Here is a 14,216-nt window from a genome sequence, read left to right as displayed (position 1 = left end):
CTCAGCCCAGTCCTCCACAGACAACACCCGCTTCCTCCCGCCCTCGCAGTTGAGGACAGGATCCGGCAGGGGGTCAGTTTTCACCTGCCGTCAGGGGGTCAGTTTTCAGGTGCCGTCGACACGTAGTCCTCGTTGCGTACGCCGCGACCCCCGGCTCATATCGATGGTCAGGGACTTACGTCCTGGGCCTGCCCTTGTTGGCGGTGGCTGCCTGTGCTCTTATCTTGGCAGCAGTCGATACGGAGCCCTCCTGGCTGCGGTCCTTTCTGTGCTGGAAGCCGCTCCGGGCGGCTGGAGTTGTGAGCTATGGCCTTTATCTTTACAACTCGACGAGCATCTTCCTGACTCAGCGGTGGCTGGGTGAAGGGCTTGTTCAGCGGTCTGTCGGGTTGGCACTTGCGGTGGTGCTCGCGCTGATGTCATGGCGTTTCCTGGAGAACCCCATCCTGCGGGCCGTGCGTGCGAGGCTGGTCGCCAGACGTCCCTGCCCTGTGCATGCGGACAGCACTTTGAAGGCTGCGCCATCTGCGGGGGTGCCCACGATCCCGCCATCAGCGCAACTGGAACCCTTATGTGCGAAGAGCCATACAGAGAACCGCATAGCGACACCAGCACGGACTCTGAGAATGACTTCGCTGCTGAGCAGAGTCTCACGGGACTGCTGCACCGATAGGTGAAGGTCGGGTCAGGCTGCCTGAGTGGCAGGTGTGGTCATGATGGTCTCGAACTCGATTGGGGTATCGGCCCAGAGCGTCCTGACGACGCCGGCGGTGGTAGGTCCCTTCAATCCAGGTGACGATGGCGATGCGCGGCTCTTGCCGGGTGGCCCACTGGCGCCGGTCGAGCACGGTCTTCTGGTAGCAGCGCGAAGAAGCTCTCCATCTCGGCGTTGTCGCCGGCTGAGCCGACTTTGCCCATCGAGCCGAGCATGTCGAGCCGCTGGAGGGCGCGGACGAATTTCCTTGACCTGAAATGCGATCCGCGGTCAGTGTGCAGGATGCAGCCAGCGACCCGACCGCGTCGGGCGACCGCGCTGGCGAGCGCGTCGACTGCCAGTCGTGACTTCATCCGGTCGCTGATCGAGTACCGACGATCCGGTTGGAGTAGACGTCCGGGACTGCTGACGGTCTGGTTGACAGACGGGGTGTGGTGTTTCATGCCGCGTGTGCGCCTGCGTAGATGGTCTCAAACTCGATGGGTGTGAGCTTGCCGAGGGGGTCGTTCTCGGCGTCGGCGGTGGTAGGTGCGTTCGATCCAAGTGACGATGGCCAGGCGCAGCTCGTGGCGGGTGTGCCAGCGGCGGGTTTCCAGAAGTTCTTCTGCAGCAGGGCGAAGAAGCTCTCCATGGCGGCGTTGTCGGCACTGGAGGCGACCCGGCCCATCAACCCGCGCAGCTAGTGACGGTCGAGCTCGTGGACGAAGCGTCGGGACCGGAACTGGGCTCCGTGGTCGCTGTGGACCACGCAACCGGTGGTGACGTGGGGGCCGCCGCGGCGTGCCACGGCCATCCGCAGGGCGTCGACGGCCAGGTGTGAGGTCATCCGGTCAGCGATGGCGTAGCCGACGATCCGCCGCGGGCACGCGTCTTTCACGGCGCACAGGTACAGCGTGCCCTCGCCGGTGGGGTGCTCGGTGATGTCGGTCAGCCACAGCCGGTTCCGCGCCAGCGGTGAAGTCGCGTTCGACGAGGTCCTCGTGCGCGGGTGGCCCGGGCCGGCGGGACTGGCCGCGTTTGCGGGCGTGAGGGACAGCAGGTTGGCCTGCAAGCACAGCCGCCACATCCGCCGCTCGGAAACCTGATGGCCGGCGTCGATAACCTCGTCGGCGATGAACCGGTAGCCGACGCCTGGGTCATCGGCGTGGACCTCGGCCGCGGCGTTCGTGGCGTATGCGTCGACGAGGTCGTGCTCGCTGACCGGCGCGGCACACCACGCGTAGAACGCTTGGCGGGAGAAGCCCGGCACCCGGCAGGTCACCGCGACGGGGATTCCATCAGCGGCAAGGTCACGGGCCAGCGGGTAGCTCATTTTGGGGACTGGCCCAGCTTCAGGTTTGCTTGGGACAGGTACTCGGCGGCACGGCGTAGGACCTCGTTCTCCTGCTGCAGCAACCGGTTTCGCTTCTTCAGCTTGGGAAGCTCCTCGGACTGCTGCCGTGTCGTACCGGATCAGCTGCCGTCCTCGACGTCGGCGCTCTTGAGCCAGTTACGCAGGCAGGACTCGGAGATCCCGAAGTCCTTGGCGACCTGGCTCAGCGGGCCTCGCCGCGTCGTGCGACGGCCACGACGTCCTCGCGAAACTCCTTGGGGTGGGCTGCAGGCATGGTGTACATCCTTCCAGTGGCGACCTCCGTCGCCACAGGTCAGGTGTCAACTAGACCGTCAGCAGTCCCAGCCAAGAGCGTGACCGCCACGCTGACGGCATACGCCCTCGGTCTGCGCGCGTGCGCGCGCCATTCCACACCAGCACCCATCGTGCGCCCCTGTCGCTCACCTAAGTGTCAGCCGATGGTGGCACCAGAACGGAGCCAGCGGGTGAGATCGGGGCGAGAACGCGCCGCGGGCGCACCCGCAGAGGGTGCGCCCGCAGGAAGTCGGACGCGAGGGCCCGGCGAGGTCGAGAAAGGTCAGCCGGCGTTGACGGCGTCCATGTCGGTGACGTTAGAGCCGAGAGCCTCGAGCAGGCCGGCCAGCTCGGCGCGCCGCCCGGCCGTGACGTCGAGCTCGCCCTCGGGAGAGACGTCCTGGGTGAAGACGAGGCCGGTCGAGCCGACGACGTCGGCCTTGACGTGCTCGAGCACCTTCGTCAGGTCGGCGGTGGCGTCGGAGGCGCCGGTCCAGCCGTAGCCGACGAGCGCGATCGGCTTGCTGTCCCACTCGGCGAAGAGGTAGTCGATGGCGTTCTTGATCGGCGCCGGGAAGCTGCGGTTGTACTGCGGTGTCACGACCACGATCGCGTCGGACTCGAAGACCTTGGAGGCCCAGTCCTTCGTGTGCGGCTTCGCGTAGTTGCCGTTCTTAGGCATGTCCTCCTCGTCGAAGAAGGGCAGCGTCGACAGGTCGAGCAGCTCGACCTCCCAGGCGTCGGCAGGAGCCTGTGCGGCCACCCACTCGGCGACCTTCGGGCCGATGCGGCCGGGGCGGGTGCTGGAGACGATGATGCGCAACTGGTTCACACTTCAACCAACTATCACGAAAATCCAAGCACCCGAGGACGGCCGTGCTCGGCGTGTGGCCTCTGTCACACCCAGATTTCGTATGCCGTCCGCATCAGGCCCTGTCAGGGCCGAGACCCCTTGCGGTGGCCTCCACTGCGACCGCCGCGGCGCCCCTCGTCGAGCACCAGCTCGATGAGCTGGCCCGAGATCCGCGTGCCACGGAGCCGCTCCCAGGCGCCGTCGGGCAGGGTCGCGGGCAGCTCGACGAGTGAGTGGTCGGCGCGGATGTCGATGTGCCCGAAGTCGGCTCGTCCGAGGCCGCCCTCGTTGGCGATGGCGCCGACGATCTGACGGGGCTCGACGTGCTGTCGACGGCCGACGGAGATCCGGTACGTGGCGAGCGGCCCACCCGAGCCCCCGCGGCCGCGGTCACGCCGGTCGCCCCGCCGGTCATCGCGTCCGCGCCCACCGGAGTGGTCGTCACGCCGGTCGTCACGCCGGTCGTCACGACGATCCCCGCGCTGCCGGTCGTCGCGGTCGAAGTTGCGACGGGCCGGACGCTCGGGCTCGGGCTCGAGCAGCATCGGCTCGTCGCCCTGCAGCACGACAGCCAGGGCGGCGGCCACGTCGGCCTCGGGCACGTTGTGCTCGTTGACGTAGTGCGCGATGACGTCGCGGAAGAAGTCGACGCGGTCTCCCGCGAGGGCCTCGGTGATGGCGTCGTCGAACCGCGTGAGGCGCGTCGCGTTGATGTCGTCGACCGTCGGCATCGACATCTGCACGAGTGACTGCCGCGTCGCCTTCTCGATCGCCTTGAGCAGGTGGCGTTCCCGCGGCGTGACGAACGAGATCGCGTCGCCGCTGCGTCCGGCACGCCCGGTGCGGCCGATGCGGTGGACGTAGGACTCGGTGTCGGTGGGGATGTCGTAGTTGACGACGTGGCTGATGCGCTCGACGTCGAGCCCGCGGGCGGCGACGTCGGTGGCCACGAGGATGTCGAGCTTGCCGGACTTCAGCTGCTCGACGGTGCGCTCGCGCTGCGCCTGGGCGACGTCGCCGTTGATCGCCATCGCCGAGAATCCCCGCGCACGAAGCTTTTCCGCGAGCGTCTCGGTCTCGTTCTTCGTGCGGACGAAGACGATCATGCCCTCGAAGTTCTCGACCTCGAGGATGCGCGTCAGGGCGTCGACCTTCTGCGGGTAGCTGACCGTCAGGTAGCGCTGCGTGATGTTGGGCGAGGTGGTCGTCTTCGTCTCGACGGTGATCTCGACGGGGTCGGTGAGGTACTTCTTGGAGATGCGGCGGATCTGTGCCGGCATCGTCGCCGAGAACAACGCGACGTGCTTGTCGTCGGGGGTGTCGGCGAGGATCGTCTCGACGTCCTCGGCGAAGCCCATCTTCAGCATCTCGTCGGCCTCGTCGAGCACGAGGAAGCGCAGCTGGCTGAGGTCGAGCGTCCCCTTGTCGAGGTGGTCCATGATGCGTCCGGGCGTGCCGACGACGACGTGCACACCGCGGCGCAGCGCACTCAGCTGCACGCCGTACGCCTGGCCGCCGTAGACAGGGAGCACGTGCACGCCGGGGAGGCGGGCGGCATACCTCTCGAACGCCTCGCAGACCTGCAGCGCCAGCTCGCGCGTGGGCGCGAGCACGAGCGCCTGGGGAGCCTTCTGCCGGAGGTCGAGCTGGCTGAGGATCGGCAGCGCGAAGGCGGCCGTCTTGCCGGTGCCGGTCTGCGCGAGACCGACGACGTGGCGGCCCTGGAGCAGCGCCGGGATGGTCGCCGCCTGGATCGGTGACGGGTGCTCGTAGCCGACGTCGCGCAGGCCCTTGAGCACCCGCTCGTCGAGTCCGAGGTCGGCGAACGTCACCTGCTCGGGCTGGTCGGGCTCGTCACGCTGCTCTGGTTCCGTCCCTCGTTCGCTCACCCCCCGACGGTAGTGCGTCGGGGCGGGCGAGCGACACGGGCGGGGTCCGATCGACCGTCCGCGTATGCCGTCGATCCCCTTGCGTAGGCCGTCTGCGTCCCGATCCTGTCGGCTCAGTGCTCGGCCACCCACCTCTCGAGCGCCTCGACGCGGGCGGCGAGGCCCGTGACGAGATGCTCGACGAGGCGGGCCTCGAGCTCTGATGGGGGAGCCGTCGGAGGGGCCGTCAGGTCGGGTGCCGCTGATGGCGGGACCCCCGCGTCGGTCGCGCTGATGCGGAGCCCGCGACGGACCAGGGCGCGCGCCAGGGTCGAGGGGCCCACGCCCATCTCGATGGCCCGTGCGGTCAGTGCGTCGAGCTCCTCGTTCGTGAGGCGGACGGAGAGGACCCTCGTGCGGTCGCCTCGCAGGGTGTCGGGAACTGGGCTGGAGGGAGCGCCGGCGCGGCGCTTGCTCGTGGGCATGGGGCTCCTCGGCGCGTGTGACGAAGTCATGCGTTGTCAGTGGTCGACTCTACAGTGAATGCATGAGCGCAGCAGCCGCGATCGAGCCGAAGAGCCTGGTCGAGGTGCTGCGCTCGATGGCCGAGACGCTACGCGACCTGACCCGCGAGTTCCCCACCTGGTCGCTGCCCGAGGCCGAGGTCGGCGCGGTCATCGGCCAGGCGCAGCAGGTGCGGCAGCTGAGCCACTCGCTGACAGCCGTGCTGGCGCGCGAGGCCGACTCGCGTGGACTCGGCTCCGACGACGGGCTCTCGCGCACCGACTGGCTGCGCAGCCAGGCCGAAGGTGCTCTCGACGGGCCCGAGGCGGCCGCCGTCACGCGCGTCGGGGCGGCCATGAACGAGCCCCGTTGGGCCCGCCTCGCCGAGCGGGTGGCGGCTTCGGAGGTGCCGGTCGCGCACGCCGCCGCCATCGTCCGTCTCCACGACGACGTGGCGCGCATCGCCGACCCCGACCACCTCGCCGCGATCATCGACACCATGGTCGAGGAGTGCCACGTCCTCGGCCGGCGCGAGCTGGCCCGCCTCGTCGCCCACGCCCGCGCCACGCTCAAGCCGCCGGCTGAGGTCGAGTCGGAGGAGGCTGGGCTGCGGCTCGGGCGCTCCTTCCGCAGGGTCCGCTCGTGCGCGGGCTTCTCGGTGTTCGAGCTGCGCCTCGACCCGGAGGGTGCCGCGATCGTCGAGTCGGCCGTCGACGCCCTGTCGGCGCCGCGTCCCGACCTCTGCCTCGACGGCGGCGTCGGTGAGGTCGACCCGCGCACACCGGCCACGAGGCGGGCTGATGCGCTCCTCGAGATCGTCGGCCGGGGAGTGGCTGCGCCCGAAGGGGTGACCCGTTCGCCGCGCACCACCCTCGTCGTCACGATGAGCCTCGAGGCGTTGTTGGAGCAGGTGCGTGGCGCCGGCCTGCTCGACACCGACGCCGCGCTGTCCCCGTCAGCCGTGCGCCGCCTCGCCTGCGAGGCGGGCATCGTCCCCATGGTCCTCGGGGCGCGATCCGAGGTGCTCGACCTCGGCTACACGCAACGACTGTTCACACCCGCCCAGCGACGGGCGCTGGCCGTCCGCGACGGGGGCTGCTCGTTCCCCGACTGCACGGTCCCGCCCCGGTGGTGCGACGCCCACCACGTCGTGCACTGGCTGTTCGGCGGCCGCACCGACCTGCTCAACGGCGCTCTCCTCTGCGGGCGCCACCACACGGTCGTCCACCAGCGGGGCCTCACGGCCACCGTCGCGGCGACCGGCGTCACGTGGCACCTGTAGCGACCTCGCCCCGCACCCCGCCACCGAGTGCGGGGCCCGAGCCCTGCCACAGCGCGTCGGAGTAGCGCTGAAGGTGGTCGGTGTAGGTCGTCGCTGGGAGGTGTTGGTTCACAGGTGGTCGAAGGTCCCCCCCTTTCGAGGACTTTGTCCTATGGGACACCCCTGCCTGGGCCGGGAGGCTGGATCGTGCCGGGTAGCCGGGACGGGCGAGCCCGGTATGCCAGGGCCCGAGACGGCTCGGGTCCGAGATCGCTCAGGCCGCAAGGAGGCCCACCATGTCGACACGCACGCAAGACCCTACGACCGAAACCCTGCCCACCACTAAGCGGCGACGCGTGTTCATGTGGTTCTTCCTCCTCGTCCAGGCGCTCTTCCTGACCTGGATCATCACAGGGTCGATGTCCACGCCGGCCCAGAGCGACCCGACCATGCAGGACGCCGCAGCCGTCGGGACTGCCATCGGCGTCGGCCTCATCATCGGTCTCTGGGCGATCGTGGACGTCATCCTCGGCATCACCTACGCCGTCATCAGACTCGCTCGTCGCTGAGCCGGGGAACACCGGGAGCCGCTTCGTGCAGCGATTCGGTCGGCTGCGCCGCCACGTGCGGATGCCGCCCACGCGAGGGTGGGCGGCATCCGCACGACGTCTTTCTGCCCGGCAACTCAGGGCACAGTCTGGACCTTCGTGGCACGTCCATGGCCGACTGACTTCCCACGCACGTCCGGGGCTCCCAGCCTTGCCGCGTCAGCGGTGAGGTCGTCGGGTTCGCGCTGTGACTGCAGCTCCGCCTCCACGCGTGCCCGGTAGTGCGCCACCTCGCGCGCGACGTCCTCGTCGTCCCACCCGAGCACGGGCGCGACGACCTCGGCGACCTCCTCGGCGGCGCCGACCCCTCTGTCCGGCGTCAAGATCGAGATGCGGGTGCGGCGCGTCAGCACGTCGTCGAGGTGCAGTGCGCCCTCGGCGGCGGCCGCGTACCACGCCTCGACACGCAGGTACTCGGGTGCGCCGGCCAACGGCTCCGCGAGGTCAGGCCTCTCGGCGAGGGTCGCGGCCAGCTCGTCGAGCAGCGTCCCGTAGCGGCGCAGCAGGTGCTCGACCCGGTCGGCGTCCACGCCCAGCTCTCCGGCTGTCAGGCGCCGGCGGTTCCAGGCGGCCGTGAAGCCGTCCGCGCCCACGAGGGGGACGTTCTCGGTGCACGACTCGGCCGCGGGGGTCGGCAGGTCGCGCACCGCGGCGTCCACGGCGTCGCGTGCCATGACGCGGTAGGTCGTGTACTTGCCGCCGGCCACCATGACGAGGCCCGGCACCGGCGAGACGACCGCGTGCTCGCGTGACAGCTTGCTCGTCTCGTCCGACTCGCCCGACAGCAGTGGACGCAGGCCGGCGTAGACGCCGACGACGTCCTCCGGTCCCAACGGTGTCGCGAGCACTCGGTTGGCCTGCGCGAGCAGGTACTCGATGTCCTTGCGGCTGGCCGCAGGGTGCGCACGGTCGAGCGCCCAGTCGGTGTCGGTCGTGCCGATGATCCAGTGGTCGTCCCACGGGATGACGAAGAGCACCGACGTCGCGGTGCGGGTGATGATGCCGCTGTGCGCGTCGATGCGGTCACGTGGGACCACGATGTGCACCCCCTTGGACGCTCGCACGGAGGGGCCGGTGCGGGCTCCGACGAGCTCCTGCAGCTCGTCGCTCCACACGCCGGCCGCGTTGATGATCCGCTTGGCCCGGACGACGTGCTCACGCCCGGACTCGAGATCGGTGACGATGGCGCCGACGATGCGCTCATCGTCGCGCAGGAACCCGGTGACCCGGGCGCTCGTGGCGACCAGCGCGCCGTGCTGGGCCGCTGTGCGGACCAACATCATCGTGTGCCGGGCGTCGTCGACCTGCCCGTCGTGGTACTCGATCGCCCCCACGAGTGCCTCCTCCCGCAGGGACGGGAAGCGGGCCAGTGCTGCCCGGCGCGTCAGGTGCCGGTGCCCGGGGACCCCGTGCCGACCACCGAGCGTGTCGTAGAGCGCCACACCGAGCCCGACGTAGAGCCGCTCCCACACCCTGTGCCTCAAGGGGTAGAGGAACGGTACGGGCCGGGCCAGGTGCGGCGCCAGGTGGTGGAGGATCAGCGAGCGCTCGCGCAGCGCCTCGCGCACGAGTCGGAAGTCGAGCTGTTCAAGGTAGCGCAGGCCACCGTGGACGAGCTTGCTCGACCGGCTCGACGTCCCGGCGGCGTAGTCGCGTGCCTCAACGAGGCCGACCCGCAGCCCGCGCGTCGTGGCGTCGAGGGCGGCGCCGGCGCCGACCACGCCGCCACCGATGACGAGCACGTCGAGCTCCTCACCGGCCATCGCCTCGAGCGCTCGGGCCCGCTCAGTGGGGGAGAGTCGGGCAGCCGATGCCACTGTCACACCTCCACCCAGTCGAAGGTCCGCGTCACGGCCTTGCGCCATCCGGCGTAGCCGGTCTCGCGCTGCTCCTCGGTCCACTCCGGGTCCCACCGCCGGGCCTCGTTCCAGTTCTCGCGCAGCTCGTCGGGCGACTCCCAGAACCCGACGGCGAGCCCGGCTCCGTAGGCCGCCCCGAGAGCGGTGGTCTCCGCGACGACGGGACGGCTCACGGGGACGCCGAGCACGTCGGCCTGGATCTGCATGCAGAGGGAGTTGGCGGTGACGCCGCCGTCGACCTTGAGCACCTCGAGCCGGACCCCCGAGTCCTTCTCCATGGCATCGGCGACGTCGCGGCTCTGGTAGCAGATCGCCTCGAGCGTGGCCCGGGCGATGTGCGCGTTCGTGTTGTAGCGCGAGAGCCCGACGATGGCGCCGCGGGCGTCGGAGCGCCAGTAGGGCGCGAACAGGCCCGAGAAGGCCGGCACGAAGTACACGTCGCCGTTGTCGTCGACCTCGCGCGCCAGCGACTCGCTCTGGGCCGCCCCTGAGATGATGCCGAGCTGGTCGCGAAGCCACTGCACGGCGGACCCCGTCACGGCGATCGAGCCCTCGAGCGCGTAGACCGGCTTCTCCTTGCCGAACTGGTAGCAGACGGTCGTCAGCAGGCCGTTGTCGGAGCGCACCAGCTCGTGACCGGTGTTGAGCAGCAGGAAGTTCCCGGTGCCGTAGGTGTTCTTGGCCTCGCCGGCGGCGAGGCACACCTGCCCCACCATCGCGGCCTGCTGGTCGCCGAGGATCGCCGACAGCGGCACCGCCCCGCCGACCGGACCGTTGTCGAGGGTGTGGCCGTAGAGCTCCGGGTCCGACGACGGCCGGATCTCAGGGAGCATCTGTCGCGGCACGCCGAACATGTCCAGCAGCTCGTCGTCCCAGTCGAGCGTCTCGAGGTTCATGAGCATGGTGCGGCTGGCGTTGGTGACGTCGGTGACGTGCACGCCACCGCGTACGCCGCCGGTGAGGTTCCACATGACCCACGAGTCGGTCGTCCCGAACAGCGCGTCGCCGCGCTCGGCGTCCTCGCGCACTCCGGGCACGTTCTCGAGGATCCACTGGATCTTGCCGCCCGAGAAGTACGTCGCCGGCGGCAGACCGGCCTTCTGACGGATGACGTCGCCGCGGCCGTCACGCTCGAGCGCTGCGGCGATGTGGTCGGTGCGGGTGTCCTGCCACACGATGGCGTTGTAGTAGGGCCGGCCAGTGCGCCGGTTCCACACGACGGTGGTCTCGCGCTGGTTGGTGATGCCGAACGCGGCAAGGTCCTTGGCACACAACCCGTTCCGGTTGAGGGCGGTCTGGACCACGGAGGCGGTGCGCTCCCAGATCTCGACGGGGTTGTGCTCCACCCAGCCGGGCTTCGGCATGATCTGCTCGTGCTCGAGCTGGTGGCGGCCCACCTCGTTGCCGGAGTGGTCGAAGATCATGAACCGGGTGCTGGTGGTGCCCTGGTCGACGGCGCCGACGAAGTCAGCCATGGTGCTCTCCTTTGAGTGGGTTGAGGCGCTGGAGGGTGGTGAGGGTGCGGTGATGGACCGCCGTCACGAGACGGTGCTGACGCGTGGGGCGTCGGTGGGGACCTCGCCGGGAACCTGCTCGGCCTCCGGCTCGGGAAGGTGGCGTCCCACGAGCGCGCGGTAGGCGCCGGCGCCCACGAGCCCGCCGACGAGGGGCCCGACGATGGGGACCCAGAAGTAGAGGTCACCGCGCTGGTCGGAGAAGGCGGTCCCATAGCCCGTGACGAACGAGGCGAGCCGGGGGCCCAGGTCGCGGGCGGGGTTGATGGCGTAGCCGGCGTTGGTGCCCCAGGCCATGCCGATGGCGACGACGACGAGGCCGATGACGATCGGCGCGACCCACGCCACGGGCGCGTTGTTGCGGGCGTCGGTCACGGCCATGACGAGGAAGAGGAGGATGGCCGTGCCGACGACCTGGTCGAGCAGTGCCGTCGAGAGGCTGATGTCGAGGGCGCCATTGCCGGGAAGCGTCGAGAAGATGCCCTGGGTCTTGATGGTGTGGCCGGGATCGACGGCGCCGATCGCCTGGGCGTAGACCCAGCGCACGACGAGTGCGGCGGAGAAGGCCCCGGCGAGCTGGGCCAGCGAGTAGGGCAGCACCTTGCGCCAGCTGAAACCGCCGAAGGCGGCGAGTGCCACCGTGACGGCCGGGTTGAGGTGCGCGCCGCTGACCCGGGCGGCGGTGTACACGCCGAAGGTGACGCCGAGGCCCCAGGCCCAGGCGATGGAGTCGTGGTCGCCAAGGTTTCCGTCACTCGTGACGACCTGGGCGACGACGCCGACCCCGAAGAGGATGAGGACGAGCGTGCCCGCGAACTCGGCGAGCAGCTCAGCGGTGAGACTGGGTTCCTTGCTGTTCATGGAGGGTCTCCTTTGACCAGGTGATCCGCAGATGATCGCCCGGACGCTAGGCGCGCCGTCGACGCGTCGCCACCGCCTCCGTTCGGCATCGCCGAACATCGGGACGTTCGACATCGCCGAATGTCCAAGGCGGCCACGAGAGAGCGCGCGGCGGTACCGTCGACGGTGTGTCAGGCAGCATCCAGTCGGTGGAACGTGCCGCCGCGATCCTCCGGGTGCTCGCCGCCGAGGCCGAGCCGGTCTCGCTGGCAACCGTGGCCATGGCCCTCGACCTGCCGAAACCGACGGTGCACGGCCTGCTCGCCACATTGGTCGACGTCGGGTTCGTCGACAGGGAGCACGCCTCGGGTGGATACCTGCTCGGTGCCGAGCTGCTCACCCTCGGGTCCGAACGCATCGACCCCAACGAGCTGCGGTCGAGAGCCCTGAACTGGACCGACGCGCTTGCCGCGAGGACGGGGGAGGCGGTCCGGCTCGCCGCACTCTCCGAGGGGTCGGCACTCGTGGTCCATCACGTGTTCCGCCCGGACGCGCCGGGTCAGACCATCGAGACCGGTACGCGTCTGCCCCTGCACGCCACCGCGCTCGGCAAGGTGCTGCTCGCCTTCGACCCCGCCGCCGTGCGCTGCCTGCCCCCGGGAGAGCTCTCCTCCTTCACTTTCCGCACGAGTCGCGACCGCTCGACGCTCCTGCGCCAGCTCGCGGACGTCCGTGACGGAGGCTGGGCGGCCGCCGTCGACGAGCACCTGCCGGGCGTTGCCGAGGTGGCCGCCGCGGTGCGCGATCGGAGTGGTGCGGTCGTCGCTGCGGTCGGGGTGGCCGGCGACGTCGACCGGGTCTGCGACACCAACCTTCGCCCGCGCGAGGACGTCGTGCGGGAGGTCGTGGCCGTGGGCCGTTGCGTGTCGCGCGAGCTCGGGCACGGGCGCGAACCGTGACGGCACGCTACGTCGCGGCGATCGACCAGGGGACGACGTCGACGCGATGCATCGTCTACGACCGCTACGGGAGGATGGTGGCGGTTGCGCAGCGCCAGCACCGCCAGTACTACCCACACCCCGGATGGGTCGAGCACGACGCTGCCGAGATCTGGCGGATCGTCCAGGAGGTGGTGCCCGAGGCGTTGGACCAGGCGGGAGCCTCGCCGGGTGACGTCGTCGCCCTGGGCGTGACGAACCAGCGCGAGACGGTCGTCGCGTGGGAGCGATGGACCGGACGACCGGTGCACCACGCGATCGGGTGGCAGGACACCAGGACTGCCGGCCTGCTCGAGCAGATCTGCCGGGAGATGTCGGAGTCCGAGATCACCTCTCGCTCGGGCCTGCCCGCGGTCACCTACTTCTCGGGATCCAAGCTGCGCTGGCTCATGGAGGAGGTGCCGGGCCTGCACGAGAGGGCCGAGGACGGCAGCGTCCTCGTCGGCACCATGGACAGCTGGCTGCTGTGGAACCTCACCGGGGGACCGATCGGTGGAGTGCACGTCACGGATGTCACCAACGCCAGCCGGACGATGCTCATGAACCTGTCGACGCTCGACTGGGACGACGAGCTGCTGGCGCTCATGCGGGTGCCCCGGACGGGGCTTCCTCGCATCGTCTCGTCGCTCGGGGACGTCGGATGCACGGTCGACCCCGTGCCCGGCATCCCAGTCGCAGCGGTCATCGGCGACCAGCAGGCGTCCCTGTTCGGCCAGACCGCCTTCGACCCGGGTGAGGCCAAGTGCACCTTCGGAACCGGCAGCTTCCTGCTCCTCAACACCGGCAACGAGCTCATCCGCTCGAGCCACGGACTCATCACCACCGTCGCGCACCGCATCGACGGCGAGCCGGTGGTCTACGCGCTCGAGGGCGCCGTCGCCTTCTCGGGAGCGCTCGTCCAGTGGTGCTGCGACAACATCGGCCTGATCAGGACGCCGGCCGAGGTGGAGACGCTCGCTCAGACCGTGCCCGACAACGGCGGCTGCTACCTCGTGCCGGCCTTCTCCGGTCTCTTCGCGCCGCGCTGGGAGGCCCGCGCCCAGGGCCTGCTCGTGGGGCTCACCTCGTACGCGACCAAGGGGCACCTGGCGCGGGCTGTGCTCGAGGCCGTGGCCTGCCAGACGCGGGAGGTCGTCGACGCGATGAACAGCGACGCGGAGATCCCGTTGGCCTCACTCGCGGTCGACGGGGGCATGACCGGGAACAACCTGCTCATGCAGTACGTCAGCGACGTCCTCGGGGTGCCGGTGGTGCGGCCGATGATGGCCGAGACGGTGGCGCTGGGAGCGGCTTACGCGGCGGGTCTGGCCGTGGGGTTCTGGCCCGACAAGCGGGTGCTGCGCTCGAACTGGCACCAGGCCGCCGAGTGGCGGCCGACCCCCGAGCATGACGAGGTTGAGCGTCAGTACCGCAGGTGGTGTGACGCCGTCGAGCTGGCCGTCACGTGGGGCCGCACGGCGGGCAGCGACGCGTCACCGCCGTGCTGACGGGCTCGGCCGCAAGCAGACGTATGCCGCCCGCTCGGGGGAGCGGACGGCATACGTGCCCGGGTTGGCCGGTGACGACCCG

Annotated in this window: 10 protein-coding genes and 2 pseudogenes; 4 read left to right on the top strand and 8 right to left on the bottom strand. The window is 70.0% G+C overall.

Going from position 1 to position 14,216, the window contains the following annotated elements:
* Positions 1 to 685: 685 nt before the first annotated feature.
* From ACXR8F_RS20550 to ACXR8F_RS20530, 5 genes and pseudogenes are all read right to left on the bottom strand, one after another.
* Positions 686 to 1,121: pseudogene (locus tag ACXR8F_RS20550) on the bottom strand (transposase); the annotation flags it as partial.
* A gap of 33 nt (positions 1,122 to 1,154) precedes the next feature.
* Positions 1,155 to 2,322, bottom strand: a pseudogene (locus ACXR8F_RS20545) (IS3 family transposase).
* 303 nt (positions 2,323 to 2,625) lie between these two features.
* A complete protein-coding gene (locus ACXR8F_RS20540; RefSeq protein WP_458803343.1) occupies positions 2,626 to 3,174 on the bottom strand; it encodes an NADPH-dependent FMN reductase in 549 nt (182 codons plus the stop codon).
* A 104-nt stretch (positions 3,175 to 3,278) separates the two neighbouring features.
* Complete coding sequence (locus ACXR8F_RS20535) at positions 3,279 to 5,084, bottom strand: DEAD/DEAH box helicase (RefSeq protein WP_458803341.1); 1,806 nt, start codon at positions 5,082 to 5,084, stop codon at positions 3,279 to 3,281.
* 113 nt (positions 5,085 to 5,197) lie between these two features.
* On the bottom strand, positions 5,198 to 5,548 hold the full coding sequence (locus ACXR8F_RS20530) for a hypothetical protein (protein WP_045190668.1): 351 nt from the start codon (positions 5,546 to 5,548) through the stop codon (positions 5,198 to 5,200).
* Positions 5,549 to 5,610: 62 nt separating this feature from the next.
* Here ACXR8F_RS20530 and ACXR8F_RS20525 point away from each other — a divergent pair, with 62 nt between their 5' ends.
* Both ACXR8F_RS20525 and ACXR8F_RS20520 read left to right on the top strand, forming a co-directional pair.
* Entirely contained in the window at positions 5,611 to 6,849 is a 1,239-nt protein-coding gene (locus tag ACXR8F_RS20525; protein WP_458803339.1) for an HNH endonuclease signature motif containing protein, read from the top strand.
* A 335-nt stretch (positions 6,850 to 7,184) separates the two neighbouring features.
* On the top strand, positions 7,185 to 7,397 hold the full coding sequence (locus tag ACXR8F_RS20520; RefSeq protein WP_052677243.1) for a hypothetical protein: 213 nt from the start codon (positions 7,185 to 7,187) through the stop codon (positions 7,395 to 7,397).
* A gap of 116 nt (positions 7,398 to 7,513) precedes the next feature.
* On the opposite strand, the gene ACXR8F_RS20515 is transcribed toward ACXR8F_RS20520, so the two are convergent.
* The 3 genes from ACXR8F_RS20515 to ACXR8F_RS20505 form a co-directional block, all read right to left on the bottom strand.
* Positions 7,514 to 9,301: a glycerol-3-phosphate dehydrogenase/oxidase gene (locus ACXR8F_RS20515; RefSeq protein ID WP_082080878.1), complete on the bottom strand. Its 1,788-nt coding sequence runs from the start codon at positions 9,299 to 9,301 to the stop codon at positions 7,514 to 7,516.
* A complete protein-coding gene (glpK, locus tag ACXR8F_RS20510) occupies positions 9,256 to 10,770 on the bottom strand; it encodes a glycerol kinase GlpK (RefSeq protein ID WP_045190663.1) in 1,515 nt (504 codons plus the stop codon). The genes ACXR8F_RS20515 and glpK (ACXR8F_RS20510) overlap by 46 nt, the downstream gene beginning before the upstream one ends.
* Positions 10,771 to 10,833: 63 nt before the next feature.
* Positions 10,834 to 11,670, bottom strand: coding sequence for an MIP/aquaporin family protein (locus ACXR8F_RS20505; RefSeq protein ID WP_458803336.1), 837 nt, complete (start codon positions 11,668 to 11,670; stop codon positions 10,834 to 10,836).
* Positions 11,671 to 11,837: 167 nt separating this feature from the next.
* Here ACXR8F_RS20505 and ACXR8F_RS20500 point away from each other — a divergent pair, with 167 nt between their 5' ends.
* Together ACXR8F_RS20500 and glpK (ACXR8F_RS20495) are read left to right on the top strand one after the other, a co-directional pair.
* Positions 11,838 to 12,608 carry an IclR family transcriptional regulator gene (locus ACXR8F_RS20500; RefSeq protein ID WP_045190659.1) on the top strand — a complete coding sequence of 257 codons (771 nt, stop codon included), beginning with the start codon at positions 11,838 to 11,840 and terminating at the stop codon, positions 12,606 to 12,608.
* Positions 12,605 to 14,134, top strand: coding sequence for a glycerol kinase GlpK (gene glpK, locus ACXR8F_RS20495; RefSeq protein ID WP_045190658.1), 1,530 nt, complete (start codon positions 12,605 to 12,607; stop codon positions 14,132 to 14,134). The genes ACXR8F_RS20500 and glpK (ACXR8F_RS20495) overlap by 4 nt, the downstream gene beginning before the upstream one ends.
* The last annotated feature ends 82 nt before the right edge of the window (positions 14,135 to 14,216 follow it).

The sequence above is a fragment of the Terrabacter sp. AAH1 genome, assembly GCF_054456855.1.
The sequence above is the reverse complement of the archived record's forward strand: the minus strand, read 5'-3'. Positions and strand labels throughout refer to the sequence as shown.